General features: G+C 49.0%; 27 protein-coding genes. 12 read left to right on the forward strand and 15 right to left on the reverse strand.

The features are described from left to right. Positions 1 to 14: 14 nt before the first annotated feature. Entirely contained in the window at positions 15 to 755 is a 741-nt protein-coding gene (locus BOO20_RS03740; protein ID WP_076790698.1) for a DUF4412 domain-containing protein, read from the reverse strand. 187 nt (positions 756 to 942) lie between these two features. Between BOO20_RS03740 and prmC the strand changes: the two genes are divergently transcribed. The 4 genes from prmC (at position 943) to dnaJ (ending at position 5073) form a co-directional block, all read left to right on the forward strand. Continuing rightward, complete coding sequence (prmC, locus tag BOO20_RS03745; RefSeq protein ID WP_076790701.1) at positions 943 to 1836, forward strand: peptide chain release factor N(5)-glutamine methyltransferase; 894 nt, start codon at positions 943 to 945, stop codon at positions 1834 to 1836. A 300-nt stretch (positions 1837 to 2136) separates the two neighbouring features. Beyond that, positions 2137 to 3210: a heat-inducible transcriptional repressor HrcA gene (gene hrcA, locus BOO20_RS03750; protein WP_076790703.1), complete on the forward strand. Its 1074-nt coding sequence runs from the start codon at positions 2137 to 2139 to the stop codon at positions 3208 to 3210. 15 nt (positions 3211 to 3225) lie between these two features. Next, the gene (locus BOO20_RS03755; protein ID WP_076790705.1) at positions 3226 to 3819 is read left to right on the forward strand and encodes a nucleotide exchange factor GrpE; all 594 of its coding nucleotides are present in this window, start codon (positions 3226 to 3228) and stop codon (positions 3817 to 3819) included. Positions 3820 to 3873: 54 nt separating this feature from the next. Next, complete coding sequence (dnaJ, locus tag BOO20_RS03760; protein WP_076790706.1) at positions 3874 to 5073, forward strand: molecular chaperone DnaJ; 1200 nt, start codon at positions 3874 to 3876, stop codon at positions 5071 to 5073. Positions 5074 to 5177: 104 nt separating this feature from the next. Here dnaJ and BOO20_RS03765 read toward each other — a convergent pair whose 3' ends face one another. From BOO20_RS03765 to murC, 3 genes are all read right to left on the reverse strand, one after another. Beyond that, the gene (locus BOO20_RS03765) at positions 5178 to 5633 is read right to left on the reverse strand and encodes a flavodoxin family protein (protein WP_233120868.1); all 456 of its coding nucleotides are present in this window, start codon (positions 5631 to 5633) and stop codon (positions 5178 to 5180) included. A 190-nt stretch (positions 5634 to 5823) separates the two neighbouring features. After that, entirely contained in the window at positions 5824 to 6828 is a 1005-nt protein-coding gene (gene gap, locus BOO20_RS03770) for a type I glyceraldehyde-3-phosphate dehydrogenase (RefSeq protein ID WP_076790708.1), read from the reverse strand. A gap of 114 nt (positions 6829 to 6942) precedes the next feature. After that, entirely contained in the window at positions 6943 to 8373 is a 1431-nt protein-coding gene (gene murC, locus BOO20_RS03775) for a UDP-N-acetylmuramate--L-alanine ligase (RefSeq protein WP_076790710.1), read from the reverse strand. Between the two features lie 259 nt (positions 8374 to 8632). Here murC and BOO20_RS03780 point away from each other — a divergent pair, with 259 nt between their 5' ends. Further along, positions 8633 to 9745 carry a DegT/DnrJ/EryC1/StrS aminotransferase family protein gene (locus BOO20_RS03780; protein WP_076790711.1) on the forward strand — a complete coding sequence of 371 codons (1113 nt, stop codon included), beginning with the start codon at positions 8633 to 8635 and terminating at the stop codon, positions 9743 to 9745. A 149-nt stretch (positions 9746 to 9894) separates the two neighbouring features. On the opposite strand, the gene BOO20_RS03785 is transcribed toward BOO20_RS03780, so the two are convergent. From BOO20_RS03785 to BOO20_RS03825, 9 genes are all read right to left on the reverse strand, one after another. After that, entirely contained in the window at positions 9895 to 11220 is a 1326-nt protein-coding gene (locus tag BOO20_RS03785; RefSeq protein ID WP_076790713.1) for an MFS transporter, read from the reverse strand. Between the two features lie 11 nt (positions 11221 to 11231). Continuing rightward, a complete protein-coding gene (locus BOO20_RS03790) occupies positions 11232 to 11690 on the reverse strand; it encodes a type II toxin-antitoxin system VapC family toxin (RefSeq protein WP_076790714.1) in 459 nt (152 codons plus the stop codon). Further along, complete coding sequence (locus tag BOO20_RS03795) at positions 11678 to 11932, reverse strand: AbrB/MazE/SpoVT family DNA-binding domain-containing protein (RefSeq protein ID WP_076790715.1); 255 nt, start codon at positions 11930 to 11932, stop codon at positions 11678 to 11680. Before BOO20_RS03795 ends, BOO20_RS03790 begins: the two co-directional genes overlap by 13 nt. An 85-nt stretch (positions 11933 to 12017) precedes the next feature. Next, the gene (locus tag BOO20_RS03800; protein WP_076790716.1) at positions 12018 to 12719 is read right to left on the reverse strand and encodes an ABC transporter ATP-binding protein; all 702 of its coding nucleotides are present in this window, start codon (positions 12717 to 12719) and stop codon (positions 12018 to 12020) included. A 13-nt stretch (positions 12720 to 12732) separates the two neighbouring features. Further along, positions 12733 to 13089, reverse strand: a complete 357-nt coding sequence (locus tag BOO20_RS03805; RefSeq protein WP_076790717.1) for a type II toxin-antitoxin system HicB family antitoxin — start codon at positions 13087 to 13089, stop codon at positions 12733 to 12735. A gap of 3 nt (positions 13090 to 13092) precedes the next feature. Further along, positions 13093 to 13317, reverse strand: a complete 225-nt coding sequence (locus BOO20_RS03810) for a hypothetical protein (RefSeq protein ID WP_076790737.1) — start codon at positions 13315 to 13317, stop codon at positions 13093 to 13095. A gap of 216 nt (positions 13318 to 13533) precedes the next feature. Then, positions 13534 to 14790 (reverse strand): glutamate-5-semialdehyde dehydrogenase, encoded by a 1257-nt coding sequence (locus BOO20_RS03815; RefSeq protein WP_076790719.1) that lies wholly within the window; start codon positions 14788 to 14790, stop codon positions 13534 to 13536. Between the two features lie 12 nt (positions 14791 to 14802). Next, positions 14803 to 15888 carry a glutamate 5-kinase gene (gene proB / locus BOO20_RS03820; protein ID WP_076790722.1) on the reverse strand — a complete coding sequence of 362 codons (1086 nt, stop codon included), beginning with the start codon at positions 15886 to 15888 and terminating at the stop codon, positions 14803 to 14805. A 3-nt stretch (positions 15889 to 15891) separates the two neighbouring features. After that, complete coding sequence (locus BOO20_RS03825) at positions 15892 to 16218, reverse strand: multidrug efflux SMR transporter (RefSeq protein ID WP_076790723.1); 327 nt, start codon at positions 16216 to 16218, stop codon at positions 15892 to 15894. 339 nt (positions 16219 to 16557) lie between these two features. Here BOO20_RS03825 and BOO20_RS03830 point away from each other — a divergent pair, with 339 nt between their 5' ends. The 5 genes from BOO20_RS03830 (at position 16558) to BOO20_RS03850 (ending at position 21690) form a co-directional block, all read left to right on the forward strand. Next, positions 16558 to 18744: a cation:proton antiporter gene (locus BOO20_RS03830; protein WP_076790740.1), complete on the forward strand. Its 2187-nt coding sequence runs from the start codon at positions 16558 to 16560 to the stop codon at positions 18742 to 18744. Between the two features lie 184 nt (positions 18745 to 18928). Beyond that, entirely contained in the window at positions 18929 to 19489 is a 561-nt protein-coding gene (gene def, locus BOO20_RS03835) for a peptide deformylase (protein WP_076790725.1), read from the forward strand. A 22-nt stretch (positions 19490 to 19511) separates the two neighbouring features. Then, complete coding sequence (gene fmt / locus BOO20_RS03840) at positions 19512 to 20456, forward strand: methionyl-tRNA formyltransferase (protein WP_076790727.1); 945 nt, start codon at positions 19512 to 19514, stop codon at positions 20454 to 20456. Positions 20457 to 20851: 395 nt separating this feature from the next. Then, positions 20852 to 21337 (forward strand): hypothetical protein, encoded by a 486-nt coding sequence (locus BOO20_RS03845; RefSeq protein ID WP_076790728.1) that lies wholly within the window; start codon positions 20852 to 20854, stop codon positions 21335 to 21337. Continuing rightward, on the forward strand, positions 21334 to 21690 hold the full coding sequence (locus BOO20_RS03850; RefSeq protein ID WP_083694531.1) for a helix-turn-helix transcriptional regulator: 357 nt from the start codon (positions 21334 to 21336) through the stop codon (positions 21688 to 21690). The genes BOO20_RS03845 and BOO20_RS03850 overlap by 4 nt, the downstream gene beginning before the upstream one ends. A 39-nt stretch (positions 21691 to 21729) precedes the next feature. On the opposite strand, the gene BOO20_RS03855 is transcribed toward BOO20_RS03850, so the two are convergent. Next, the gene (locus BOO20_RS03855) at positions 21730 to 22032 is read right to left on the reverse strand and encodes a DNA-binding transcriptional regulator (RefSeq protein ID WP_076790729.1); all 303 of its coding nucleotides are present in this window, start codon (positions 22030 to 22032) and stop codon (positions 21730 to 21732) included. After that, positions 22025 to 22402: a type II toxin-antitoxin system RelE/ParE family toxin gene (locus BOO20_RS03860; RefSeq protein ID WP_076790732.1), complete on the reverse strand. Its 378-nt coding sequence runs from the start codon at positions 22400 to 22402 to the stop codon at positions 22025 to 22027. The genes BOO20_RS03855 and BOO20_RS03860 overlap by 8 nt, the downstream gene beginning before the upstream one ends. A 1154-nt stretch (positions 22403 to 23556) precedes the next feature. Between BOO20_RS03860 and BOO20_RS03865 the strand changes: the two genes are divergently transcribed. After that, on the forward strand, positions 23557 to 23835 hold the full coding sequence (locus BOO20_RS03865) for a DUF2442 domain-containing protein (protein ID WP_076790735.1): 279 nt from the start codon (positions 23557 to 23559) through the stop codon (positions 23833 to 23835). A gap of 216 nt (positions 23836 to 24051) precedes the next feature. After that, positions 24052 to 25869 (forward strand): translation elongation factor 4, encoded by a 1818-nt coding sequence (gene lepA, locus BOO20_RS03870; RefSeq protein WP_076790736.1) that lies wholly within the window; start codon positions 24052 to 24054, stop codon positions 25867 to 25869. Positions 25870 to 26028: the final 159 nt, after the last annotated feature.

Raw genomic sequence — 26028 nt, forward strand, 5'->3', positions numbered from 1 at the left:
CTCAGCGCAAAACCCTACTTTTCAAACTTTTTCATTTTTTCCATAAGGTTTTTAAGATGTGCTTTCTGCTGCGTGCCGAGGGGTTTTTGATTGTTTTCAACCTTTACGTATCCAGACGGGATAGCGAATTCGGATGAAGGAACCGCTTTTGGCTGAATTTTTATGAGATCAAGCACATAGAGACCGTTATCGTTTTTCTGGATAATCCTGACGGGAAATCCCTCTATGCCTGCGCTCTTGAGGGTTTGCGAAAGTGAGGTATTGGAGAGGCGCGGATTCTGCGACTGAAGGATTCTGAAGGTGGAAAAATCACCAAGGTCGCGCGTTACCCAGAGTTCGAGCTTTTCGGTTGTGCTGGTCAGGCTGATATGTTCGCAGGTGTAACCTTTTATAACCTGCTTTCCAAGCCTTGCAAGTTTATAGTTGGTGTCAAAATCAAGCAGCAGTGAGTTTTCGGCAGCAGTTTTGAGATTGACTATTGTGTAGCTTTTTGATTCATGATTGATGATGTAAGCCTGGTCCGGACTGGAAGCTCTGGTGATGACGGAGGTTTTCAGCGGTTCAGGTATTTTATTCATCCGCATGAGCATATCCATGCGCTGGGTACCGCTGCCGAAGGTGTAGGTGACAAGCGCGGAACCGCTCGGAAGTTTAAGCGACATATCCATGATGCCGGTAAATTTCGCTGCGGCAGATGCTGGAGCTGCCGAGCAAAGAGAGAGCATGATGAGGAGGAGAGACAGAAGTTTTTTCATCGTATCGTGGCGTTAAGGGTGTCAGTTGGTCGGGTTAGGCGCAGTATCGTATCTATCATAGGTAAAAGCTAATGTAATTTTTGTAATGTTACCTCTCTTATGACTTTTTTAAAACGAATTGCTCCGGTATTGCACAGCCTGGTCTGTTCTGGAAGCGCATTGTGCATGCCGGCATTAACAGAGTGGGATGGAAGAATATAAAGAGTGGCAGGTTGTTGAACTGCTCAGGAGAACAACCGGGTTTTTTACGGAAAAAAATGTTGATGAGCCTCGTCTGAGCGCGGAACTGCTTCTTGGTAGCGTTATAGGCAAGAGCCGCCTTGAACTCTATCTGCACTACAGCAGACCGGTTTACGAGGATGAGCTTGATCGTTTCCGGGATCTTTGCCGCCAGCGGCTTGAGGGGCGCCCGGTGCAGTACATTCTTGGAGAGCAGTGCTTTTACGGGCTGGAGTACAGTGTAGATGAGCGGGTACTTATTCCCCGTCCGGAAACCGAACTGCTTGTGGAGCAGGCGCTGGAATCTCTCGGCTATTCCGGCAGGGGCGGCCCGGGTGAAGCGAACATTCTGGATATCGGGACAGGAAGCGGATGTATTGCCGTAACCATGGCAAAACTCTGCCCGGCGCTTACGGCCACGGCCGTCGATTGTTCTTTGGATGCACTCGCCGTTGCCCGCCGGAATGCCGGGCGTCACGGTGTCGAGTCACGGATTTCATTTGTTACGGCTGATATGCTTGACGATCATTTTTCGGAAAGGATTTCCACAGGGCCGTTTACGCTCATTCTCTCCAATCCGCCGTATATTCCGGATGGTGAGTGGGACTCTCTTCAGAAGGAGGTTCGGGATTATGAGCCGAAACTTGCACTGACGACTCCGGATGGTTTTGAGTGTTACCGGTCCGTTGCCGGGCAGGCCGCAAAGCTTTTGACGGCGGGAGGAAAACTCTTTTTTGAACTGCATGCCGATGGTGCGGCTCTGGTTTCAGAGATCATGAAAAGTCATGGATTTTCAGCTCTGACGGTCACCAAGGACTATTCCGGACTTGACCGGGTTATTTCGGGTAGACTCGTCGATTGAAATTTATACCCGGTGGGGCGTGTTGAGGAGTAGAGGCTTGGAATTATTTCTTGTTGTTCTATCCAGACGATTCGCGACTCTGTCCGCCTTACTCTCTAACCGCTCACGGCTATAAAAGGCGATACCCCGGTTATTTTCGATTGCCAGCAAGAGAGAGAGAGTCTCTCCGGGTCGCGTTTTTTTCGTAAAAACGCTTTCACAGCACTATATTGTAGCACATTGATGGTAACCCCCGGAACTTCCGGGTGGGGTGAAATGTATTATTACTGAAACCAAAGGGACTGACTAAGGTCTACGTTGATGACATCTCGTAATCTTAACGCAAGGGAGCGGCAGGTACTCGGCATCATAATTCAGAGCTATGTTGTTACCGCAGCCCCGGTAGGCTCTCGCTATATTGCCCGGAACTACAAACTCGGCCTTTCCGATGCGACGATCCGCAATGTCATGGCCGAGCTTGAAGATGCAGGATATATCAGCCAGCCTCATACCTCGGCAGGCAGGATTCCTACCGATCAGGGGTACCGTTATTACGTTGACCTGATTATGACGGTCCAGTCACTTGATGAACAGGAGAAACAGCGCATTGACGCCAATATCGGCCAGTTCGGCATTGAACGCAAGGGGGCCTCGGCCGATGTGCTGCTGTCGGCGGCCAAAGTGCTTGGTTCAATTTCAAGAAATCTGAGTGTTGTGCTCTCACCGACACTCTCAAACGCGATCTTTGAAAAACTTGACATGGTGCTTCTGAGTTCGACACGAATGATGGTTATTTTGTCTATTCAGTCGCTCTTTGTCAAGACCATTGTGATGGAACTTGATCTTGAGGTATCACGGCAGACTGTTGATGACGTTGTCGATGTGATCAATGAACGACTCGCCGGATTGACACTTGCTGAAATCCGTCGGAGCATTGCAAAACGACTTTATGACTGTGATTGTGACGCTGCCCTGAAAAATCTTGTTGTCCGTTCAGCAGGAACACTTTTTGATGAGTCCCCTATTTTTGAGAGGCTCTATATTTCCGGTACAGAGTACATTGTCGATCAGCCCGAGTTCAAGCAGCCGGAAAAGGTACGCGATCTCATTACGATGATTGAGGACAAGTTCAGCATGGCCAAGCTGGTAGAAAACAATGGCCCCCTGGTTGAGGTGATCAGGCCCTCCGGTATCGATATTTCCATCAGTATCGGCAAGGAGAACAGTGAACGGCAGGCCGAAGAGCTGACCATTGTTTCAACACCCTATTATATTGGGAATATGGTCGGGAAAATTGGTATTTTCGGGCCGAAACGTATGGATTACGAACACGCTGTACGTGTAATCAACTATATGGCTGACTCTCTGTCAGCAAAACTGTCGGATGTTAACTAACAAGAAAATATATTTATGACTAAGCACGCAACGAATGAACCCTTGAGTAATAAGGAGAATCAGGAAACTGCTGTACCGGAAGAGGTAACATCCCCGGAGCAGTCAGCAGCCGAAAGTGATCTGCCGGTTGACAGGGTAGCTGAACTTGAAGCCGAGCTTGTTCGTCAGCAGGAGCAGGTTAATAAATTTCGTGACGAGTTGCTTCGCAGAGCGGCGGATTTTGAGAATTTCCGCAAGCAGAAGGAGCGGGAGTCCATGATGGCCTCTTCGCGTGCACTTGAGAATATTATAAGGGAACTGCTTCCGGTTGTCGATGATGTCAAGCGTGTTCTTGCTCACGCGCCATCAAATACAGAAACTGCAAGCGAAGCCGCGCCCTATATTGCCGGAGTAGAACTTGTCAGGAAAAGTCTTGACCGCTGGCTCGAACAGAAGGGCGTCAAGGCGATTGAGTCGATAGGCGGGAAGCTTGATGTCAATTTTCATGAAGCGATCTCCCAGGTTGATCATCCTGAAGCAGAACCGGATACCATTATTGAAGAGTATCAGACCGGTTATCTTCTGGGTGAAAAGGTTATCAGGCATGCCAAGGTCATTGTTGCCAGATAGCATCGTCCGATTTTTAACAATGAACAAAAGAGAAGCAAATTTGCTGGTGATATTATGAAGAAAGATTATTACGAGGTTCTTGGCGTTGGCCGTTCGGCGACCAAGGACGAAATAAAAAAGGCATACAGAAAGCTGGCGGTTCAGTTTCATCCTGATAAAAATCCTGATAACAAGGATGCAGAGGAGCACTTCAAGGAGGTCAATGAAGCCTATGAAGCATTGAGCAACGATGACAAGCGGCGCCGTTATGATCAGTTCGGTCATGCAGGTGTCGGCTCTTCAGCGGCTTCAGGCAGCGGCGGGCAGTATGGCGGAGCCAGTGACTTCAGCGATATTTTCAGTGCAGTCAACGATATGTTCGGCGGCGGCAGGTCAAGAGCTGGCGGTGGTGCACCGTTCGGTTTTGAGGAGTTTTTTGGCGGCGGAGGCGGAGCCAGAAAGGGCAGGGCATCTGCCGGAATCCAGGGCACCGACCTGAAAATCCGGTTGAAACTTACCCTTGAGGAGATTGCCAAAGGTGTTGATAAAACACTGAAGATAAAAAAGCAGGTTGCCTGCAAAGAGTGTAACGGCAGCGGCTCCAAATCAGGAGCTACCGAGAGTTGCAAGACCTGCAATGGTACAGGAGAGGTTCGCCAGGCCCAAAAAACCATGTTCGGCCAGTTTGTCAATATTGCGGCATGTCCCACTTGTGGAGGCGAAGGCCGGATTATCAAGGATCGCTGTACCTCCTGTTACGGGGAGGGGATCAAGCTTGGAGAGGTTACGGTCAAGGTCACGGTTCCGGCAGGTGTGCAGGACGGCAACTATCTCACCCTGCGCGGTCAGGGCAATACCGGGCCGAGAGGTGGTGCTGCAGGAGATCTGATTGTGGTGCTTGAGGAGATTCCTCATGAGCTCTTCTCTCGCAATGGTGACGATGTGGTCTATACGCTTGCGGTAAGTTTTCCGGATCTTGTACTTGGAACGAAAGTTGACGTTCCCACGCTCGACGGAGCGGTCAAGCTCACCATTCCTCCCTCGACACAGCCGGAGACCATGCTTCGCATACCGGGATATGGTATCGGTCATCTGAGGGGCTCGTCACGTGGCGACCAGTATGTGAAGGTCAATGTCTATGTGCCGAAAGATCTCTCCCATCAGGACAAGGAGCTGTTGAAGGAGCTGAAGAAATCGCAGGGAATTTCTCCTGACGCCCATAACGATCCTCATGCCAAGAGCTTTTTTGAAAAAGCCCGCGACATCTTTTCATGAGAATAAGCCTGGATTCCAGACAGAAAACCCCGTTTCATCGGGGTTTTTCTGTTCAGGGCTATTGTATTTCAGCTCCGGAGGAGTAAGGTATCGGCAGACTGTTGTTATTTGGTCTCTGCCTTCCGGTAGGCTGCAACCAGCTCCGTGACATAATTTTTGATGATGAGCGGATCGGAAGTCTGATTCGGGGCAAAAATCTTTTCAGCAAGCGTTGTTGTACCGGCAAGGTTGAGCTTCAACTGGGGGAGATAGAGCAGGTTTGCCATCAGCTCCGGGCTGCCGCAGGTAAGAAAGAGGCCGACTTTTTTGCCCTGCAGAAACTTTTTCAGGTTGCTTTGCAGGAGTGCGCCGAGCAGTTCAGAAGAGACCATCAGGTAGTAGATCGGGGCTCCCATGATGATAACGTCAAACTCCTCCACAAAGCTGTAATCCCCCAGACTTTTGCATTTGGCTTTTTCCACGTATGCACCGGTTGCCGCAAGTTCCCGGCCAATTGCATCGATAAGCTGTTCGGTCGATCCTCCTGAAGTTTTGCTGTCGAACAGGATGAGGGCTTTCATAGGTTTGGAAGCTGTATTGGTCATGGGAGAAGTGAATGGTTGCGGCTTATTGGTAGACTGGAACTAAACGTAAAATTACATATTCAGCCGGTCAACTCCAAGAATGCCGTCCTGATCAACTGTCGAGGGCAATAAAAAAGGCGCCCTGTTGGAGCGCCTTTTTTAGAATATTTCATTCTCGTGAGAAAGGTTATACGTACTGCGAGTAGATTCCGAGAAGATCGGTAACTCTGGTTGAGTAACCAAGCTCGTTGTCGTACCAGCCGACTACCTTTACTAAGTTGCCAGAGCTCATGGTCAACAGAGAGTCGAAAATACATGAGTGAGGGTTTCCGACGATGTCCTGGGAGACGATCGGATCGGTGCAATACTCAAGATATCCTTTCATCGGACCTTCTGCAGCAGCCTTTATTGCTGCATTGATCTCATCTTTTGATGCTGCACGGCTAAGAATTGCGGTAACATCGGTAACCGAACCGTCCGGTACCGGGACTCTCATGGCGAAACCGTCAAGTCTTCCAACAAGCTCGGGAATAACTTCGCCGATGGCTTTTGCTGCACCGGTGCTGGTCGGGATGATTGACAACGCTGCTGAACGGGCGCGGCGAAGGTCGGAGTGAGGAAGGTCAAGGATGTTCTGGTCATTGGTGTAGGCATGAACCGTGGTCATGAATCCCTTTTCGATTCCGAAACTGTCCTGAAGAACCTTAACCATAGGAGCAAGGCAGTTGGTGGTGCAGCTTGCGTTAGAGATGATCTCTTCCTTGCCGGTGATGGAGTTGCCATTGACCCCGAGCACGATGGTGGCATCAATTTTATCCTTTGCAGGAGCGGAGATGATAACCTTTTTTGCTCCTGCGGTAAGATGCTTTGTTGCGCCTTCACGCGACGTGAAGATACCAGTTGATTCTACAACCAGATCGCATCCAAGTGCTTTCCATGGAAGCGCTTCAGGGTTACGCTCTGCGGTGATGGTGATAACCCTGCCGTTAACGACAAGATTTGAACCCTCAACTTTGACTTCACCATTGAACTTCTTGTGGGTGGAGTCGTATTTCAGGAGGTGAGCAAGGGTTTTCGGGTCACAGAGATCGTTGATTGCAACAATTTCATATTTCGGGTTATCCATTGCCTGGCGGAAAACCAGACGCCCGATGCGGCCAAATCCGTTAATGCCGACTTTAACTTTTGCCATAATGTCCTTCCGGTCTTGTATTGCGTTAGTGTTAGCTGTCAAAAAAACAGGCAGGGCTGTGCCGGTTTTTATTTAAAAAATATCAGTGAAGATATAATATCAAAATTGAAATATTCAGGAAATTTTTATAAAACTTTCCTGCAACATGTTTTTCAGATTGCCAAAGTTGCCGTTGCTCAGTACGACAACAACATCATCATCCCGGATCTGCTGCTTCAGGAAGTGAACGATATTGTCAGGATAGGCTCCGGGCTTTTCTCCTGAAAGAAAGACCGTTTTACCCTGCTTCTGAAGCTCTTCCCGCAACAGGGAGGTGTTGAGGCACTCTTCAGGTTTATAGCGGTCCGGACGGTGAACTTTTCCCATCACGACAATGGATGCCGGGCCGAAACACTCCGAGAGCTCCTGCTGAAAAATATTCCGGGTGGTTGTGTTGGACCGGGGCTCAAAACAGGTTACAACCCTTCGACCCGAGTAGAGCTCTGCGATAGCTTCCAGCGTTACCCGAATTGCCGTTGGATGATGGGCAAAATCTTCGATGAGGGTTATGTTTCCGGGGTATGTGCCGATGATCTCCATACGCCGTTTCGGCCTCAGAAAAAGGGGCATGGCTTTCGCGATCGCCTCAAAAGGGAGGCCGGCAGTTACAGCCGCAGCGGTTGCGGCAAGGGCATTCATAATGTTGTAGTTGCCGAAGAGCGGAACCGTGATTGATCCCTGGAGCTCTCCTTTGTAAAAGAGATCAAAGGTAGAGGTATCATGCGCTACCGAGATGTTACGGGCGCTCCATTCTGCATCTGTTTTCAGACCGAACCGTTCAACCCGGCAGAATGCCTTTGAAGCGATCTCTATGGTTGTCGGGTCATCGCTGTTGACGATCAGGGTGCCGTTACGGGGAATCAGATTGACAAAGAGCCTGAAACTGCGCTTGATATCCTCTAACGAACTGAAAATATCAGCATGATCAAATTCAATGTTATTGATAATGGCGATATCAGGTCGATAGAGCAGAAATTTGCTTCGCTTGTCGAAAAAGGCCGTATCGTATTCATCTCCTTCACTGACAAAAAAACCCTCTTCAATTCTGCCGGAAGGCCTGCACCCCATGGAGAAGTTTTCCGGAATTCCGCCGACAAGAAAACCCGGTTTAAGGCCACCGTGCTCAAGCAGCCAGGCGACGAGTGAAGTTGTGGTTGTTTTTCCATGTGTCCCGGCCACCACTATCGAGGTGTTTTTTTCGATCAGATGCTGGCGAACCAGATCCGGCATCGAGATCAGTTCAAGATGATGGTCAAGGGCATATTCGAGTTCCAGGTTGCCACGGCTTATTGCATTGCCGACAACAACAAAATCGGGCAGGGCATGCTGCAGATTCTTTTCAGCAAATCCGTTGAAGTAGCGGATATTATGCTCTTCAAGATAAGTGCTCATGGGCGGATAGAGCTGTGTATCCGAGCCGGTTACGGCGTGACCTGCATGGGAGAGTGCAACAGCCACCGAAGCCATTGCCGTACCGCCGATGCCGAGAAAGTAGAAGGAGCTCATCCAGGGAAGATTGTCTTCATATTACTGTGCGACACGAAATAAACGTGTCTGTTGTACTATATACATAAAAATCCTATGGAGCACAAAACCCGGTTTCAATCTGATTGTGTCACCATCTATCGGAAATGGCAGGGAGGGAAGGATTGTGCTTCACCCTCCGGGCCGGTCGGGGGAAATGTTCTCAGCGCTTGAAAGAATGAAATGAAGCTGTATTTTGACTTACAGTTTCAATTGATCATTGATTTTACCCCCCATTATCATGCAATTTATCGATCTGCTTTCACAGAAAGACCGGATTCGCACACCGCTTCTTGAGCGCCTTGAGCGCATTGTGGATAGTTGCCAGTTTATCATGGGACCGGAAGTGACCGAGCTTGAGTCACGTCTGGCCGCTTATGTCGGTTCACGTCACTGTGTCTCCTGCTCATCAGGTACCGATGCCCTGCTCATGCCTCTGCTTGCAAAAGGGATCGGACCGGGGGATGCCGTGCTGACCACGCCGTTTACCTTTTTTGCTACTGCTGAAGTGATCAGTCTTGCCGGTGCGACGCCGGTCTTTGTTGATGTTTGTCCTGAAACCTTCAATATCAACCCCGAGCTTGTCGGAAGGGGTGTCGAGGAGGCTCTTGCAAAAGGGTTGAAGCCAAAGGCACTTATTCCCATCGATCTTTTCGGGCTGCCGGCTGATTATGAGCGTATCGAAGCGGTCGCCGCCTCGTTCAATCTCTGGATCCTTGAGGATGCCGCACAGGGTTTTGGCGGCAGTTTCAGAGGGCGCAAAGCCGGTAGTTTCGGTCTTGTCGGGGCGACATCGTTTTTCCCTGCCAAACCGCTCGGCTGCTATGGTGATGGCGGAGCTATCTTTACTGATGATGATGAGCTTGACCTGCTGCTGCGTTCGGTCAGAATTCATGGCAGCGGTGTTGACAAATACAATAATGAGCGGATCGGTATCAACGGCAGGCTTGACTCTTTTCAGGCTGCGGTGCTGCTTGAAAAACTTGCCATATTTGATGACGAACTTGATGCCCGCCAGCGTGTTGCTGATTCCTACAGCAGGAGGCTTGAGGGAAAAGTCACGGTACCCCGGATTCCTGAAGGATACCGTTCGGCATGGGCGCAATACTCCGTACTTGCCGCTTCATCTTCAGAGCGCGATCAGCTCATGCAGGCGTTGCAGAAAGAGGGGATACCGACCATGATCTACTACAAGATTCCGTTGCATCTCCAGAAAGCCTATGCTTCGCTCAACTATAAAGCGGGGGATTTCCCGGTTTCAGAGGATATGAGTTCAAGAGTCTTTTCGCTTCCGATGCATCCCTACCTGAAGGATGAGGAGGTAGAGAGGATATGCGAGGTTCTGCTCGCCTGACATTTTTTCAACTCCCCCGACCTCCTCGGGGGAGTTGAAATATCTCTGAACTCACTATCCGGTAATTTCTTCCTCTTGTCCACTTGAGTCCACTTCTGTCCACCATTTCTTCGTCCACTTACGTCCACTTTCTTTCTTTTCTTTTCGTATCATTCGGGAGAATCGTGCTCCTCCCTGTTGTAGCCCCTACCGGGGAATTTGATCCGGACATAGAGCGCTGCAAGCATGACAACCGTATTGATGGCGCCGACAACAATAAACGGCGCCTTGGGGCTCATGGAGTCAAATAGCCGTCCTCCGACAGTTGTGATGACAAGGATTCCGGCTGCACCGCAGATATTGAACATCCCGATTACCGATCCCCGCTCTGCTTTTGGCGCCTCCTGACCGATAAGTGACTGAGCACCGAGAAAGGAGCTGATCTGGCCGATACCGAGAAGAATAAAAAAGATGATTGATCCCGTTTCATGCGGATTACCCACAAGGCCAAGTGAAAGATAGCCGACGCTTGCAAGCCCCATGCAGACAATCAGTGCCGTGACCCGGTTCCACCGGTCGATCAGCGGGCCGATAACCGGTGCCCAGAGCAGAGCCGCTCCTTGTGAGATGATAAAGATCATCATTCCTTTTTTGACCGCCTCGGCAGGTTCCATGTCCATGGCGATTCCCGCCGTTGTTCCCCAGAGCGGCAGAAAGGTTCCGATAATGGATTGATCCCCACGGGCCACAAACGCTGCGCCGTATGAGAGCAGGATTCTCGGGTTTTTGGCGCAACTGATACCGCTTGAGAGCAGGTTGCGCAGAGGCGGGCGCTCCTCCTTGCGGACTTCAGTACCCCCTTTAAGTCCGAATCCGACAACGACAGCGGAAATCAGGGCAACTCCGGCGATGGCGAAGTGGGTGTAGAGCCCGGCATCACTGCCGCTGAACCCTTTTGCAACCAGCCGATGCGGCAGGCCGCCGAAAAACGAGTTCAGTGCAACAATTCCAAGGCCGTTGAGAAATCCGGTGATGGCAATAAGTTTTCCCCTTGAACGCTCGGCAGGGTAGTCGATCATCACCGTGGAGAGCGCTCCGGTAAGGGCAACAATACCAAGCGCATAGATCATCCGGTAGATGGTCAGCTCTTCAATAGATCGGGAGAGAGGGTAGAGCGCATAAGCCAGTGCAACAATGACAAATCCTGCACTGTAGACCGGTTTGCGACCGATACGATCCATCAGAACCCCGGCTGGCACAAAAAAGAGCAGGGTGACGATCTCCGTCCAGAAAACAAGGTTGCCGCTGATGGTTCCCTGCCGGGAGGTGGGGATTTTCAGGTGTTCATTGAGGATATAGGCCTGCCCGATTGAAACAAAGGTAACCAGTCCGATAGAGAAAAAAGCTGCGAAGAGATAGGTCCAGGCATGATGGGGGAGAACCGAGGGTGCAAGGGTAACCGGCCCGAGTTTATGGATCGAAGGTCGTTCGTTCATAGATCAGCAGTTTATTTGGCCAGCAATGCGGAAAGATGGATTACCTCAATGAGGTTGTTTGATTTGATGCCGCTGTCGTTGGTAATGATAAATTTACACCCTGCTATAATTGCCGTTGCGTAGTGCAAAGCATCAATAAATTTTTGGTTGTAGTTGGCTCTCAATTGTGCAGCAAGATCAAATGCTTCAGCATTGTGGCAATATACAGAGAGAAAATTTTCTGATCTGAAAAACGATTTTATGCTTGCAACCAGTTGGAAGTTACCTGACTGGTAAGGCTTTACAAGTATTTCTGCAATCACAGCATCTCCTGTACAGCCAATTATTGATCCAGATGCAACAGCCTCAATAATTGGCTGCACAAATGGGAAGTAATCGGGGTTCCGGTCCAGAAAGTAGATAAAAATATTGGTGTCCAGATAGACCTGCTGACCCTGTAACAGGTCGAGCGTATCCTTTAGCGCTCCCATGATCCACGGTTTTTCCCAAGCTCAATCTCAATTTCCGATGTGGTCTTACCCCATAACCCTCTTGCGATGCCGGCATAAGCCAGCGGAGAGTCCTTCCTCTTGGTTCTTGCGACGGGTATAAGGGTAATAACACCGTTTTTGTATGTGACATCAAGCATGTCATCTGGTTTGATGTCAGCCGATTCAGCAATACGCGAGGGTATCGTGATCTGGTGTTTGTTTCTTACTCGGACTTGTGCCATGATTGCTTTGCTATCGTTAGTACGAAAGTACGACTTCATGTTAGCAATCTAACTACTGAAAAACAAGTAGAGAGACTTCGGTATTTTACAGTATTTTTTCAATGCCCGCATGCAGCAATCCGTCCTGCATGTGGAGGCAGCGGTCGGAGAGGGCGGCATACTCCTCGTTGTGGGTGACAATGATAAAGGAGGTTTTGCGTTCCTTGCTCAGTTTTGCCATCAGCTCATAGAGCATGCGGCTGTTCTTGCTGTCGAGGTTGCCGCTCGGCTCATCGGCAAGCACAAGCTTTGGCCGGTTCATCAGGGCGCGGGCAATGGCGACCCGCTGCTGCTCTCCGCCGGAGAGTTCCGAGGGAAGATGGTCGAACCGTTCAGAGAGCCCGAGGCTTTCAAGCAGCTCGGCGGCACGTTTTTTTGCCGGAGGGAGTTTCCCCGTTGCGATGAACTCCGGCATCGCAACATTTTCAATGGCAGTGAAGTCACTCAGGAGGTGGTGGAACTGGAAGACAAACCCGATTTTCCGGTTCCGGAACTTTGCCAGTGCCTTCGGGGAGAGGGAGTATTTTTTATCCATGAAGAGCCGCTCTCCGTCAAAGAGGATCTCTCCGCTGTCGGGTGTGTCGAGCGTGCCGAGCACATTGAGCAGTGTTGTCTTGCCGCTGCCCGATGCGCCGACAATGGTAACCATCTCTCCCTCACCGATCTGGAGATCGATTCCCCTGAGAATCGGAATTGCCTGCTGCCCCGGAAGGGTATAGGACTTGGTGATGTTTCTGGCTTCAAGCATGGTCAATGTTTTGTTAAACTTTTTCGCGCTTGCCCAGGCTCTCTGCGAGTATGGATAGTACAAGAGAGTTCATGCTGACATCCTCTTGTTTGGCTCTCATAACCAAACGGGCGTGAATACTTTTAGGAACCCGTTGAATAAACTTGCCACTGTGCGAGCCACCACTATCTGGTTCCGGAACAGGCATGTTCAGGCTTTCAAGGGCAGCAATAGTTTCATGCAAGGCATCCATACCATTTTCAATTGCTTCCGCTATTGTTTCGCCATCTGAAATACACTCTGAAAAGTCAGTAAATGAAATCATATAACCACCACCCTCTTTTTTTGAAAGAGGGCGAATTTCAAACGGGTATTTGCTTAAATCTTTCATAGATCACTCCATTACAAAATCAACAAATTTCTTTATGTATACCGGTTTAATGGGCCTATGAGCAGGGACGGGTAACGTCCGGCCATCAGCGCGAACAAAAACGACGTGGCTTGTACCTCGCTGCCGCCATTCGATGTTGTAAGCGCCGGCAACGGTTTTCAGACTTTCAATCCGCCAGTCCAGCGGATTGTTTTGCATCTGCTGAAGGATTTTATCTGCTTGGCTCACAAGATGTATGATACTAAATGTGATATCACTATACAAGAGATGCAAAGATAATGAAGCGATTTGTATGGATTTTTCGCTTTCAATCTTCTGAACACCCCCGGATATCTCCCATTGTTGTTGCCTTTTTCTTCTCTGGTATGGCTTTGATTAATTGACTTTACTTTATTCCCCAATAATGCAGAGTCCTTTGTTAGAAACAACATCTCTCCACACCCATCACATCGGCCTCACTTGTCCGTCACCTTCGATGATCCATTTGTAGGTAGTGAGTTCTCTGAGGGCCATCGGGCCTCTGGCATGCAGCTTCTGGGTACTGATGCCGATCTCCGCTCCAAGGCCGAACTGTGCTCCGTCGGTGAAAGCGGTTGAGGTGTTTGCATAGACAACGGCGGCATCAACCCTTTTGAGGAATGCGGCTTTTGCCTCAGGGTCATCGGCTATGATTGCCTCACTGTGGCGTGAGCTGTATCGGGCAATATGATCCAGAGCCTCTTCAAGGGATGAGACGGTTTTTACCGACATTTTCAGTGAAAGGAACTCGGTGCCGAAGTGTTCCGGTTCGGCCCTTTTCAGCAGTGCTTCAGGATAGCACCCTTGCAGTTTGCCAAAGGCCGGTTCATCGGCAAAGAGCACCACCTGCTTCTCCTGCAGCGGTTCCAAAAGCGCTGCAAGATCATCAAGACGGTCATGGTGAATCACCAGCGTATCAAGAGCGTTGCAGACACTTGGACGGCGGGTTTTGGCATTGAATATGACCTTTTTGCCAAGCTCAAGATTGCCGCTCTTATCGAAGTAGGTGTGCACAATTCCGGCACCGGTTTCAATAACCGGAACCTTTGCGTTGTTGCGGACAAAATCAATCAGTTTCTGGCTGCCCCGGGGAATGATCATATCGATATAGCCGACCGCATTGAGCATCACGGCGGCTGCTTCCCGTTCAGCCGGAAGCAGATAGAGCACGTCGGGATTGATGTTGTGCTCTCTGAGTACCGAGTGAATCAGCTCAACAATGGCCAAATTCGAATACAATGCATCACTGCCGCCCTTGAGTACCGTCGCATTGCCGGATTTCAGGCAGAGCGCAAAAACATCAAAGGTGACGTTCGGGCGCGCTTCATAGATGATGCCGATCACGCCCATGGGCACGGTTACTTTTTTCAGTCCAAGGCCGTTAGGCAGTTCCCGCTCTTCAAGCACCATATCAAGCGGAGAGGGGAGAGAGGCAACATTGCCGATATCCCCGGCAATCCCCTCAAGACGTGCAGCGTTCAACATCAGACGGTCAAACATCGGATCGGCTGGATCCATCCGTTCAAGGTCTTTCATGTTGGCATTGAGCAGCTCTTCGCTGTGCAGGGGGATTTTCTGTGCAAGGTCAGAGAGTACAAGGTTGATACTTGCATCGCTGAGGGTGATGATCTCTCTGCTTGCCTGCTGAACCAAGGCCAGCTGTCGAATGATGGTTTCCTGCATGTTTTGCGGATTTCAGGATATTATGTAGAGATAATCGTAGTGAATTAATGGTTTCTGGCCATTTCGGCCCATCACCTGGAGTGCTTTTTCGGAGCTGTATTGCGCCATTCCGTACCCGAGCGCAGCTCCATCCATCGAGCAGACTTTGATGATGTCGCCCTTCAGAAAGCGCCCTTCAACGGATTCAATACCGACGGGCAGAAGACTGTTGGCCCGTTCATCACCCACAAGCGCTTCTTCCGCACCCTTGTTGATGGTGACAGCACCTTTTTCAAGCCCTTCACTGTTTGCGATCCACCGTTTCGGCCCATGGGTCGGTTTTTGCGCGAGAAATCTCGTACCGGTTTTTTCTCCGTTGAGAATCGAGAGCAGAATACCCGGCGTACGCCCGTTGGCAATATGGACGGTTATGCCGAGCCGGGAGAGTTTCTGCGCTATGTGGCATTTGGTCAGCATCCCGCCGCGTCCGAACTCCGATTTCCCCGGATTGATATACTGATGAAAGTGTTTTGTCGAAGGGTCGATTTCGCTTATGATGGCTCCATTGCCTGTTTTAAGGTCGAACAGCCCGTCCACATGCGAGAGAATAATGTATCCCTCAACATCCATCATGGATGCAATGAGGCCGGATAGCTCATCGTTATCGGTAAACATCAGTTCAGTCACCGAGACGGCATCATTTTCGTTCACAACAGGGATGATATTCTGCTGCAGAAGGGATGAAAAGCAGGTCTGCATATTGAGATAGTGCTGACGGTCACGGAAATCTCCCTTGGTGACCAGTATCTGTGCCGTGACAAGCCCGTGCTGCAAAAAGAGATCGTTGTAGGTGCTGATCAGCTTTATCTGACCTGTTGAAGCCAGTACCTGCCGTGCCGCAACCGGAGCAAGCGTTCCGGAGAGCTTTACCACCGAGCGGCCTGCCCCGACGGCACCGGATGAAACCAGAATAACCTGGATTCCCTGTTTTTGAAGCTCGGCAATTTGCGTGGTGAGGCTGCCGAGAATCTCAAGGTCGAGCTGACCATTTTTGCCGGTAATGACGTTGGTGCCGACTTTTACGACAATCTTTCTGTATATCGGATGTTGATGCTTCATCTGTTAGTGAACATGTTCCTGACTGAAATGCAACCCTGCCACGCCGATAATAATGAAAAGCAGGGAGAAGAGCTTGACGGCATTGATTCCTTCGCCGAACCAGATAACACCGATAAGGGTAATGATTGCGGTTCCGACCGCAGACCAGATGGCATAGGTCAGACCGACAGGAAGTACCTTGAGTGCCAGCGAAAGAAAGGTAAAGCTCAATGCGTAGAAAATAAAGATAAAAAGTGATGGCACAAGTTTGCTGAACCCGAAGGAGAACTTCATGCAGGTAGTGCCGGATACTTCAAACAGGATTGCAATGATAAGGTAGATCCAGTGCATTGTTGTGCAGTCAAAATGTTTGATGGAACGCCATCTCTGGTTGTGGAGGTAATATAATCACTGCTTTTACAGTGCAATAGCGCTGTCGGGAATTCCTCTGGCGGTACTGGCTTGTCTGATGGTTTGTGTTCAACTGAAAAGATATGCATATTTGCTTCCGGACAGGGTTTTGCCGGTAAGAAAACAGGCAGGCATCAGTGATGGTGATCTTTTTCCTGTTATCAGCAGAACGTAACCCTCAATTCACTGTCGGCATGCCTTTTTTGATTGGTTTGAAAGCATGGCCAGTCCTGTAGAGAGTACCGGCAGGACAAGTGAATAACTTCTGGATTGTACATGATGCTGCTCCTGAGCTTGATTGATATATCTCTGCCTTTGAAAAATCCGGTATTACAGTTTTCACTGATACTGTTTATCATTCTTTTTGCCCCCCTTCTTCTCAACCGGCTTAAAATTCCGAGCCTTGTCACGCTCATCATTGCAGGCGCGCTCGTAGGTCCTCACGGGCTTAACCTGATGCTTCGGGACAGCAGTATTATCCTCTTCGGAACGGTTGGTCTGCTCTATATCATGTTTCTTGCCGGGCTGGAGATAGACGTTGCTGATTTTCGCAAAAACAGCGGAAACAGTATCCTTTTCGGTCTCTATACCTTTTTCATCTCTATTGCCCTTGGTATTGTTGTAGGGCTCTATATCCTTGGCTTTTCACTGCTTTCATCCATTCTTATCGGCAGTATCTTTGCCTCCCACACCCTCATTGTCTATCCGCTGGTCAGCAAGCTCGGCATAGCAAAAAACAGAGCGGTGAATATTTCCATCGGCGGGACGATGATTACCGATACTCTCGCCCTGCTTGTTCTTGCTGTTGTCGCAGGCATGAGCTCCGGGGTTCTGACAACCACATTCTGGATCACGCTACTGATTTCAATCACCCTGTTCGGGCTTGTTGTTCTGCTTCTTTTTCCGGTCATCGCCCGATGGTTTTTCAAGCGTTTTGATGACAGCGTGCTTCAGTATCTTTTTGTGCTTGCAATGGTCTTCCTCGGAGGCTTTCTTGCCGAGGCAGCAGGTGTTGATGCAATTATCGGCGCATTTCTCGGCGGGCTCTCCCTCAACCGTCTGATCCCGCATACATCACCGCTCATGAACCGGATCAAATTTGTCGGAAACGCCATTTTTATTCCGTTTTTTCTGATCGGAGTCGGCATGCTTATCAATATTCAGGCTTTTTTCAAGGATTATGACACCCTGAAGGTGGCCATTGTTATCACTGTAGCCGCTACAGTAGCCAAATATTTTTCAGCATGGATAACCCAGAAGCTTTTCGGTTTTTCAGTTGACCAGCGGAGACTGATATTCGGGCTTATCAGTGCACATGCCGCTGTAGCTCTTGCAACGGTTTTGATAGGCTACAATATTATTACCGGCTACACTCTCGAAGGCAATCCCGTCAGGCTGCTCAACGAAAGTGTTTTGAACGGTACTATTCTTTTTGTTCTGGTCACCTGTACGCTTGCTACCTTTGTCGGCCAGAGAGGGGCCGAGAATATTGCGCTTGCCGAAGCGGCAGAGGAGGTAACTGAAACCGGAGTTCTGACGGCTGAAGAACGGATACTTATTCCGATGAACGATCTCACTACGGTCGATGAACTGGTCAATCTCGGCATTACCATCAAATCGCATAAAACCCGCAATGCCCTTTATGCCCTGCATGTTGCCGATAACAGCATGAGCGATAATGCTGCTGCCAGGAATGCCGGTAAAATTCTGGAAAAAGCCGCTGTTTCAGCCTCCTCAACCGATCATGAGCTGATTCCGCTGATCCGTTATGACAGTGATCTGGTCAATGGCATTGCCGGTGTGATCAGGGAGCAGAAGATCACCGACCTGATTATGGGCTTGCATCACAAAAGCCCGCTTACCGACAGTATTCTTGGCAGCGCATCGGAGAACATTCTCGGACGGTGCAACGTTACAACCTTTATCTACAAATCTGTTCAGCCTCTGGCAACAATCAGGCGGACTGTAGTTGTTATTCCTGCCGAGGCTGAACATGAAATCGGTTTTGAGCACTGGCTGCAGAAACTGATAATCATACAGAAAAACACCGGAAGCCGACTGGTGCTCTACGCAGCACAGCCAACCATTGCTTTTCTGAAAGAGCGCTATTCGGCAGCTATTTCCGATGCCGAATACAAGGTTTTCAGGGACTGGAATGATTTTCTCGTACTCTCCCGGGAGATAAAAAATGATGATAACCTCATCGTTGTCATGAGCCGGAAAAATCATCTCTCCTATCACAGCAAAATGGCCAAAATTCCGCTCTATCTTAACCGGTTCTTCCGGAAAAACAGCTTTATCCTGATTTATCCTGTACAGAGCGGCAGCATTGACGATACCGGTGCAGAGAGTGCAGTTGAGTCGGTTAAAAATACTTTCGGCCGGTTTCAGGGTTTTAAACAGGTTTTTGACAGGGTTGGCGCGGCCTATAAAAGAAAGAGATCGGATTCGTCCAAAGGCGGGTAACCGGCTCTCTCCTTCCGGAAGATGCCGCTGGTAGAGGTCTGGAGGAATGAAATCTGACAGATATTCCTTATTTTATCAGCCATGTTTCAGCTCTTCACCCCTTGTCTGTCCGGCAACTTTATGCAGACGGCCAAGGTTTTTTTCAATATTGCAGATTATGCCCTGAAAAAAAGCAGTAAAGCGTATGATTTTACCGATCAACATCTATAGTGATGATATTCTTCGACAGAAAGCCAAACCATTGAAAGGGATTGACAGCGCAATTGAGGCGCTTATTGCCTCCATGTTCGAATCGATGCGCAACGCCGAAGGCATAGGGCTTGCAGCCCCCCAGGTCGGCCATTCGGTGCGGCTTCTTGTACTGGATCTCTCCTGCATTGACAACTATGCCAATGAAAAGCCGATGGTGGTCATCAATCCGCACATTCTCGCTGTCAGCGGATGTAATGTTATGGAAGAGGGGTGCCTGAGCATCCCCGGGGTAAACGGTGATGTGGAGCGTCCGGCCGTCATCTCGCTTAAATACCGTGATGAGCATTTCCTGGAGCGGACCCGTGAGTTCTCCGGCATGCTGGCCAGAGCGTTGCAGCATGAAATTGATCATCTTGACGGGACACTCTTTGTTGACCGGATGGAGAAGCGCAGCCGGAAAAAAATCCAGAAAGAGCTGACGGATATTGCCTCGGGTATTATCGACGCGGAGTATCCTGTTGTCTCTCCAGCCAATGTTGCAACTCAGGGTTGAGTCTAATTCATATTGAATTGTTATGAGAATTGTTTTTATGGGAACACCCGAATTTGCCGTTCCCTCCCTGCAGGCAATAGCTGAATTGAAGAGTGAATTTGAACCGGTTCTGGTGGTCACCGGTTCGGACAAGCCCAGAAGAAAAAAAAATGCCGAAACGGAACCCTGCCCTGTAAAACAGGCAGCGCTTGCGCTTGGGTTGCCGGTTTATGAAACCGATGATGTTTCCAGTCCGGAGTTTGCCGCAACGGTAGCCGCCTGCCGGGCTGACGCCATTGTTGTGGCTGCTTTCCGCATCCTTCCTCCAGAGGTTTATGAACAGGCCCGGCTTGGAGCGTTTAATCTGCATGCATCGATTCTTCCCGCCTATCGGGGAGCCGCACCGATCAACTGGGCCATTATCCGGGGCGAAAAGGAGACCGGAGTGACAACATTTTTTCTCAAGAAGAGTGTTGATACCGGAAACATCATTCTCACGGCAAAAACTCCTGTTGCTCCTGAAGAAAATGCCACCGGTCTTGCCCGTCGCCTTTCGGTAATCGGAGCCGGGGTTGTTGTCGAAACCCTCCGCCTGATGGCTTCCGGCTCGGTTCCGGTTTTCGGTCAGGATGATTCTCTTGCCTCCCGTGCACCCAAACTCACCCGCGACAACACCCGCATTAACTGGTCGCAGCCGGCAAAGGAGCTTCATAACTTTATCAGGGGTCTTGCCCTGAGGCCCTCTGCATGGACCACGTTTGAAGGTAAAACCATGAAGATCTTCAAGGCAACTGTGGCTGCTTCCGGAATTGCATCTTCATCCGAATCTCCCGGCACCATTCTTGTCAAGGATGGCCACCTCTATGCCAAAGGCTCTGACGGCTGGATTGAACTGCTCTCTCAGCAACTCGAAGGCCGCAAACCAATGGAAGCCACCGAGTTCCTTCGCGGCTTCCGCCACGACCGGGATACGATCTCTTTTGTCTAAGGGCGGGGCCACTACGCCCCTACAGAACCCGATAAATCGTACTGGCGGTGTAGATCCACCCTCATTTTTACCATTCCGAATTCCTTTACTTGCCATCCCGAACCCCCTTATGTGTCATTCCTAACCGTCTCACTTGTCATTCCGAACGCAGAGAGGAATCCAGCTTTTACTTCTGATCAACTTACCTCTGTCACTTACGTCCCTGAATCTGGACCCTCATTACACGATGTTTGTTCAATATCTGCTCAAGCGTTAAATTACGCATGAAATACATTTCACTTCTCTTGTGATCCATATTCGGAGGCAAGAGGTGGGAATAAAGCTCAGTCTGTCTCTATCAAGAATAAAAAATCATTGTTTTTGTTTTCTTTTTTAAAAAGAAACTTAACTTATAAGTGAAAAAAGGTTTTGAAATAGTACTGGTCGATAAAGGAAAATGCGGTGCACTCTACTCGATTTTGTTTGGCGGGGAGAAAGAGAGTGAACTTGACAAGTTTCTTCAAAGCGAGCAGTTGCATCAGGAAAGAGGGTTTAACGAAATCGTTCAACGTCTTTCCTGTATGACCAACAGTTTGGGTTTCAGAGAGCAGTTTTTTGAAATGAACGAAGGATTGCGGACAGATTCTATAGCAGCCTTGAAGAAAGGGAGGATCAGGTTATACTGTTTGCGCTGGTCTTCAATTTTGGTGATTGCTGGTAACGGCGGTATTAAAACCGCTCAAACCTATCAGAAAGACAACGCACTCAGGCATATTGTTCCTGAACTACAGTTGATTGACAAACAGATTTTAAAGCGCCAGAGGTCCTGTGAGATCAAAATAGAACGCGATACAGGCAAAATGAGTGGCAACCTTATGTTTACATCCGGGGATAGATCATGAGCAATTCACTGTTTCAAAAAGTCGTTGAGCAAATACCCTCCGTTACCAAAAAATATGTTGAACGGCAGGGTGAGTTTGCCGTCAAGGTTAATGAACTGCTTGAATCAACTGGTATGACGCAACGTGAACTGGCAGACAAGCTGGGCAAAAAAGAGTCTTATGTCAGCAGAATTCTGGCAGGCTGGTCAAATCCTACCCTGAAAACCATTGTTGAGTTTGAGGCTGCCTTGGGTAAGGATATCATTGATTTTCAATTGGGATTGAAGCGTGAAGACTCAGAAAAAACACCGGGCACAGCCTCTACCCGTAAGTCAATAGTTCGACTCGATAAAAAAACTCCGACCTTGCACTGAACGGGATAGTCTGTTTCCTGTAGTATTCAGTACCTTATTTCAACCGAGTACCGCAATTCCTTTCCGGTCGATCACATCCAGTAGTCGTTTGGCTGCGCCACCAGGTTTTTTCAGACCTTGCTCCCATTGCTGAACGGTTGTTTTGCCTATGCCGAGCATTGCAGCAAAGACGGCCTGGCTTACATGGTTTTCATTCCGAATTCTGCGAATATCCTCCGGCTCGTAAGAGTGCTTCGATGGTAAGCAAAGAGCCTCCACTGTCCTCATGGTTACAGCATCCATTGCACCTGCTTTGAACAGGCCCTGTGCCATTTCGTGTGCGATATCGAGTATTTCACTCATCAGTTATCTCCCTGTATTCTTTATTCGCTAAAAGTTTATTGATCTGATCATCAGTTGCAAGGATAAAACTCTTTGCAACGAGTTGAAGAGCACTTTTTTCTCTGAGAGTGATATTTGATCTGCTGTTTTTTGGAAACGCATAGAGGAAAACAATGCGACTGTCATCCGGCCTCTTGTACCCTACAATTACCCGGTATCCGGAGCTTTTTCCGCGTCCCTGTCTCGGTATTCGTTTTTTGAACAAGTAACCACCGAGGTCAGCTTCGACCTGACCATTGATGATCTGTCGCGCAACCTCACTGAGCAGATTGTCTGACAGTTTCTCCTCTTCTGCCCAGCGGTGAAACCATTTGTATTTGAACACTCTCATTTCTTAAAATATATCACCAAGTGTTATACTTACAAATATTTTTTTCATTGAACGCGATTTCCGGGACTACTTGCCATAGCACGATCACCAAGGCAGCAGGTGATCTGTTCTTGTGGACTGCCCGGCAAATCACATAATCCTCAGTGTCCCCGGTACGTTTATTCTAACTCTTTCATCAATAGTTGAAAAATACGCCATCATCCGTGGAAAAATCCGGATATCTGCGTACTATGTCAGTATATGCACCCTGCAACAGCAGCATGTGGCTTCTTTTGTGGGTTATAATTCAAAAATCCGCAGTTTAGGCGGATCCATCTGATTATTGTTATAGAAAAAAAAGGGAGGATGCAATATGTCAAAGGACATGTATTGTAATCATTGTGGCGCTTATGTGGGCGAATGCGGACATGAACCCGGTGTCACTGATCCCGTAACTCTGAGTGGAACTTGCCAATGTGGGCGGGAGTTTTCAGTAACGTGCAACGGTAATTGTCTTGGTAAGAAGGATGGACGTGAAATGAATGAGAAGCTTGGGATGTGCGATGGTACTGGAGTTATTGTCGTAAACGTGAAGTATGAATGTGGCGCATGTGATGGGTCAGGCAAGGTTTTAGACCAAACATGTTCTACATGCAGAGGCACCGGGAAGATGACCGTAGCTGAACAAAGAGACTGTCCAGGATGCGTAAATTGCAGAAAGACAAAGACGACTACGGTGTGGGAATGTTCGTGCGCCAAATGTGGTTTCTCTTGGACTGATAGTGATGATAATACGACTTGTCCAGAGTGCGGTAGCGATGAAGGAATGTGTGCCGAAACCGAAATTTCTTCAAATCCAATAATGCCAAGCGATTGAAGCAAGTTTCTCTTTCCAAAGCCATTGAAGGTATATAGCCTCCCTATGAAATTGCGGACAGAGATCGGGTATGGAAAAAATATGATTACCGAACGACGAAACTGTGTCGATGGCCGGGCACTACCGTACAGTTTCGTCGTTCGGTATAAAAAAAGGAGAACATGCAAAATGCCAATCATATCAATGTTTTACGGAATCATTATCCGTTTGAATTACATCGTGATGAATTAATGGTTGACTGGGAGTTAGCGGTTAATGGGGAAGAACCATGTAAAATTACACCACTGTGAGGTCTGGTATGTTTTGGGATATAAAAGCTGTCAAACCGTTATCTGATTATCGCATTTATGTGGAAATTGAAGATGGACGTCAGGGTGTTTTTGATATGAAGCCTTACCTTGATCGCGGTGTCTTCAGGGAACTCAGAGATGTGCATTATTTCAATCAGGTCGGTACTCTTTTTGGTGCTGTTACCTGGCCGCACGAACAGGATATTGCGCCAGAAACGATAATTGACGAGATGGTGCCGGTTGAAACCATGCCTGACAATGTGCTTCAGACGGACGCTTTGCGCTAATGCGCTTTCGCTGGCGAGCTTTGTGTCGTCAGCCCTCATTCACTCACTCTCTGCCAGCAATTATAACCAAGTGCTACGCATGTTGCGCTCCCACGGAGCTTTAAAATCATTCAGAAACAGCATCAGAGCTTCTCTCTTGACTCCGGGTCGGCACAATCGTATTAATTGCTTATATTCTCACCTTGAAATTTTTACCAGAATAAAACGCCCTTTTATATGGCCTTGCCCAGTACAGAAGTTAACCGTATCAGAAACTTCTGCATTATCGCTCATATTGATCACGGAAAATCCACACTGGCCGATCGCCTGCTGGAGATAACGCACACCCTTGACCGCACCCAGATGGCCTCCGCCCAGGTTCTTGATGACATGGACCTTGAGCGGGAGCGCGGTATTACCATAAAAAGCCATGCCATCCAGATGAAGTACAAGGCTCAGGATGGTATTGAGTACACCCTGAACCTTATTGATACTCCGGGTCACGTCGATTTCAGCTATGAGGTGTCACGTTCGCTTGCGGCCTGCGAAGGCGCGCTGCTTGTGGTTGATGCCACACAGGGTGTTGAAGCGCAGACCATTGCCAACCTTTATCTCGCCATAGATGCCGGGCTCGACATTATTCCGGTCATCAATAAAATTGATCTTCCCTCTTCCGATGTTGAGGGCGTTGCCCGTCAGGTTATCGATCTGATCGGTGTCAAGCGTGAGGATATTATTCCCGTATCGGCCAAGGCCGGTATCGGCGTTGACCTACTTATTGAAGCTATTGTCAAACGGGTTCCGGCTCCGGCCGACAACAATCATCTCCCGCTCAGGGCGCTGATCTTTGACTCGGTTTTTGATGCCTATCGGGGGGCGGTGATCTATCTGCGTATCGTTGAGGGCTCTCTTAGAAAGGGTGACAGGGTCAAGTTTTTTGCCAACGACAAGCTTTTTCTTGCTGACGAAATCGGCACCATGAGCATGAAGCGGCAGCCGAAAGATATTCTTGAATCCGGTAATGTCGGTTATCTGATCTGCTCCATCAAGGATGTCAAGGATGCCAAGGTCGGCGATACGGTCACACTTTCCGATAATCCGGCAAAAGAGCGTCTTGCGGGATACAAGGATGTCAAGCCTATGGTCTTCAGCGGCCTCTATCCTATTAACTCCAATGAGTTCGAGGACCTGCGTGAATCGCTTGAAAAGCTTGCCCTGAACGATGCCTCGCTGGTCTACACCCCTGAAACGTCGGTTGCGCTCGGTTTCGGTTTTCGCTGCGGCTTTCTCGGTCTTCTGCATATGGAGATCATACAGGAGCGGCTTGAACGTGAATATGGAGTCAATATCATTACCACGGTTCCGAATGTGGAGTACCGTGTTATGCTGACCAACTCAGAGATGGTTATTGTTGACAATCCATCAAAGATGCCTGAACCCGGACGGATAAGCCTGGTTGAAGAACCCTATGTCAGCATGCAGATTATTACACTGGCTGACTATATCGGCAACATCATGAAGCTCGGTATGGAGCGGCGGGGTGAGTACAAGAACACCGATTATCTTGATACCCTGAGGGTGATCATGCATTTCGAGTTTCCGCTTGCCGAGATCGTCTTTGATTTTCATGACCGCCTGAAATCGATTTCAAAGGGTTATGCCTCAATGGATTATGAGTACATCGGGTACCGTGAGTCCGAACTGGTCAAGCTTGATGTGCTTCTGAACGGTGATACGGTCGATGCGCTCTCGATTGTCGTACACCGTTCGAAAGCCTATGACTGGGGCAAGAAGCTCTGCCTGAAGCTTAAAGGGATCATTCCGAAGCAGATGTATGAAGTCGCCATACAGGCGGCCATCGGCAGCAAGGTGATATCGCGCGAAACCATATCGGCGATGCGCAAGAATGTGCTTGCCAAATGTTATGGCGGCGATATCAGCCGCAAGCGCAAGCTGCTTGAAAAGCAGAAAGAGGGCAAAAAACGCATGAAACAGGTCGGCAGGGTGGAGGTTCCCCAGGAAGCCTTCCTGGCACTGTTGAATATTGACGAATAGAGGCGTATCTCTAAAAATCTGTTTCGCGACTTGATTGCGTCGTTGAGCGGTACTCGAACCGCTCACGACGTCGTCGGAAAGGTGGCGGATGATTTAGTAGAAGGGCACCTCTATTTATTGTCGTGAGAAGCCCGAGGACAAGGCGGATGGAGCACAGAA

The organism is Chlorobium sp. KB01 (assembly GCF_001975465.1).
In the GTDB taxonomy this organism is placed as follows: Bacteria; Bacteroidota; Chlorobiia; order Chlorobiales; family Chlorobiaceae; genus Chlorobium.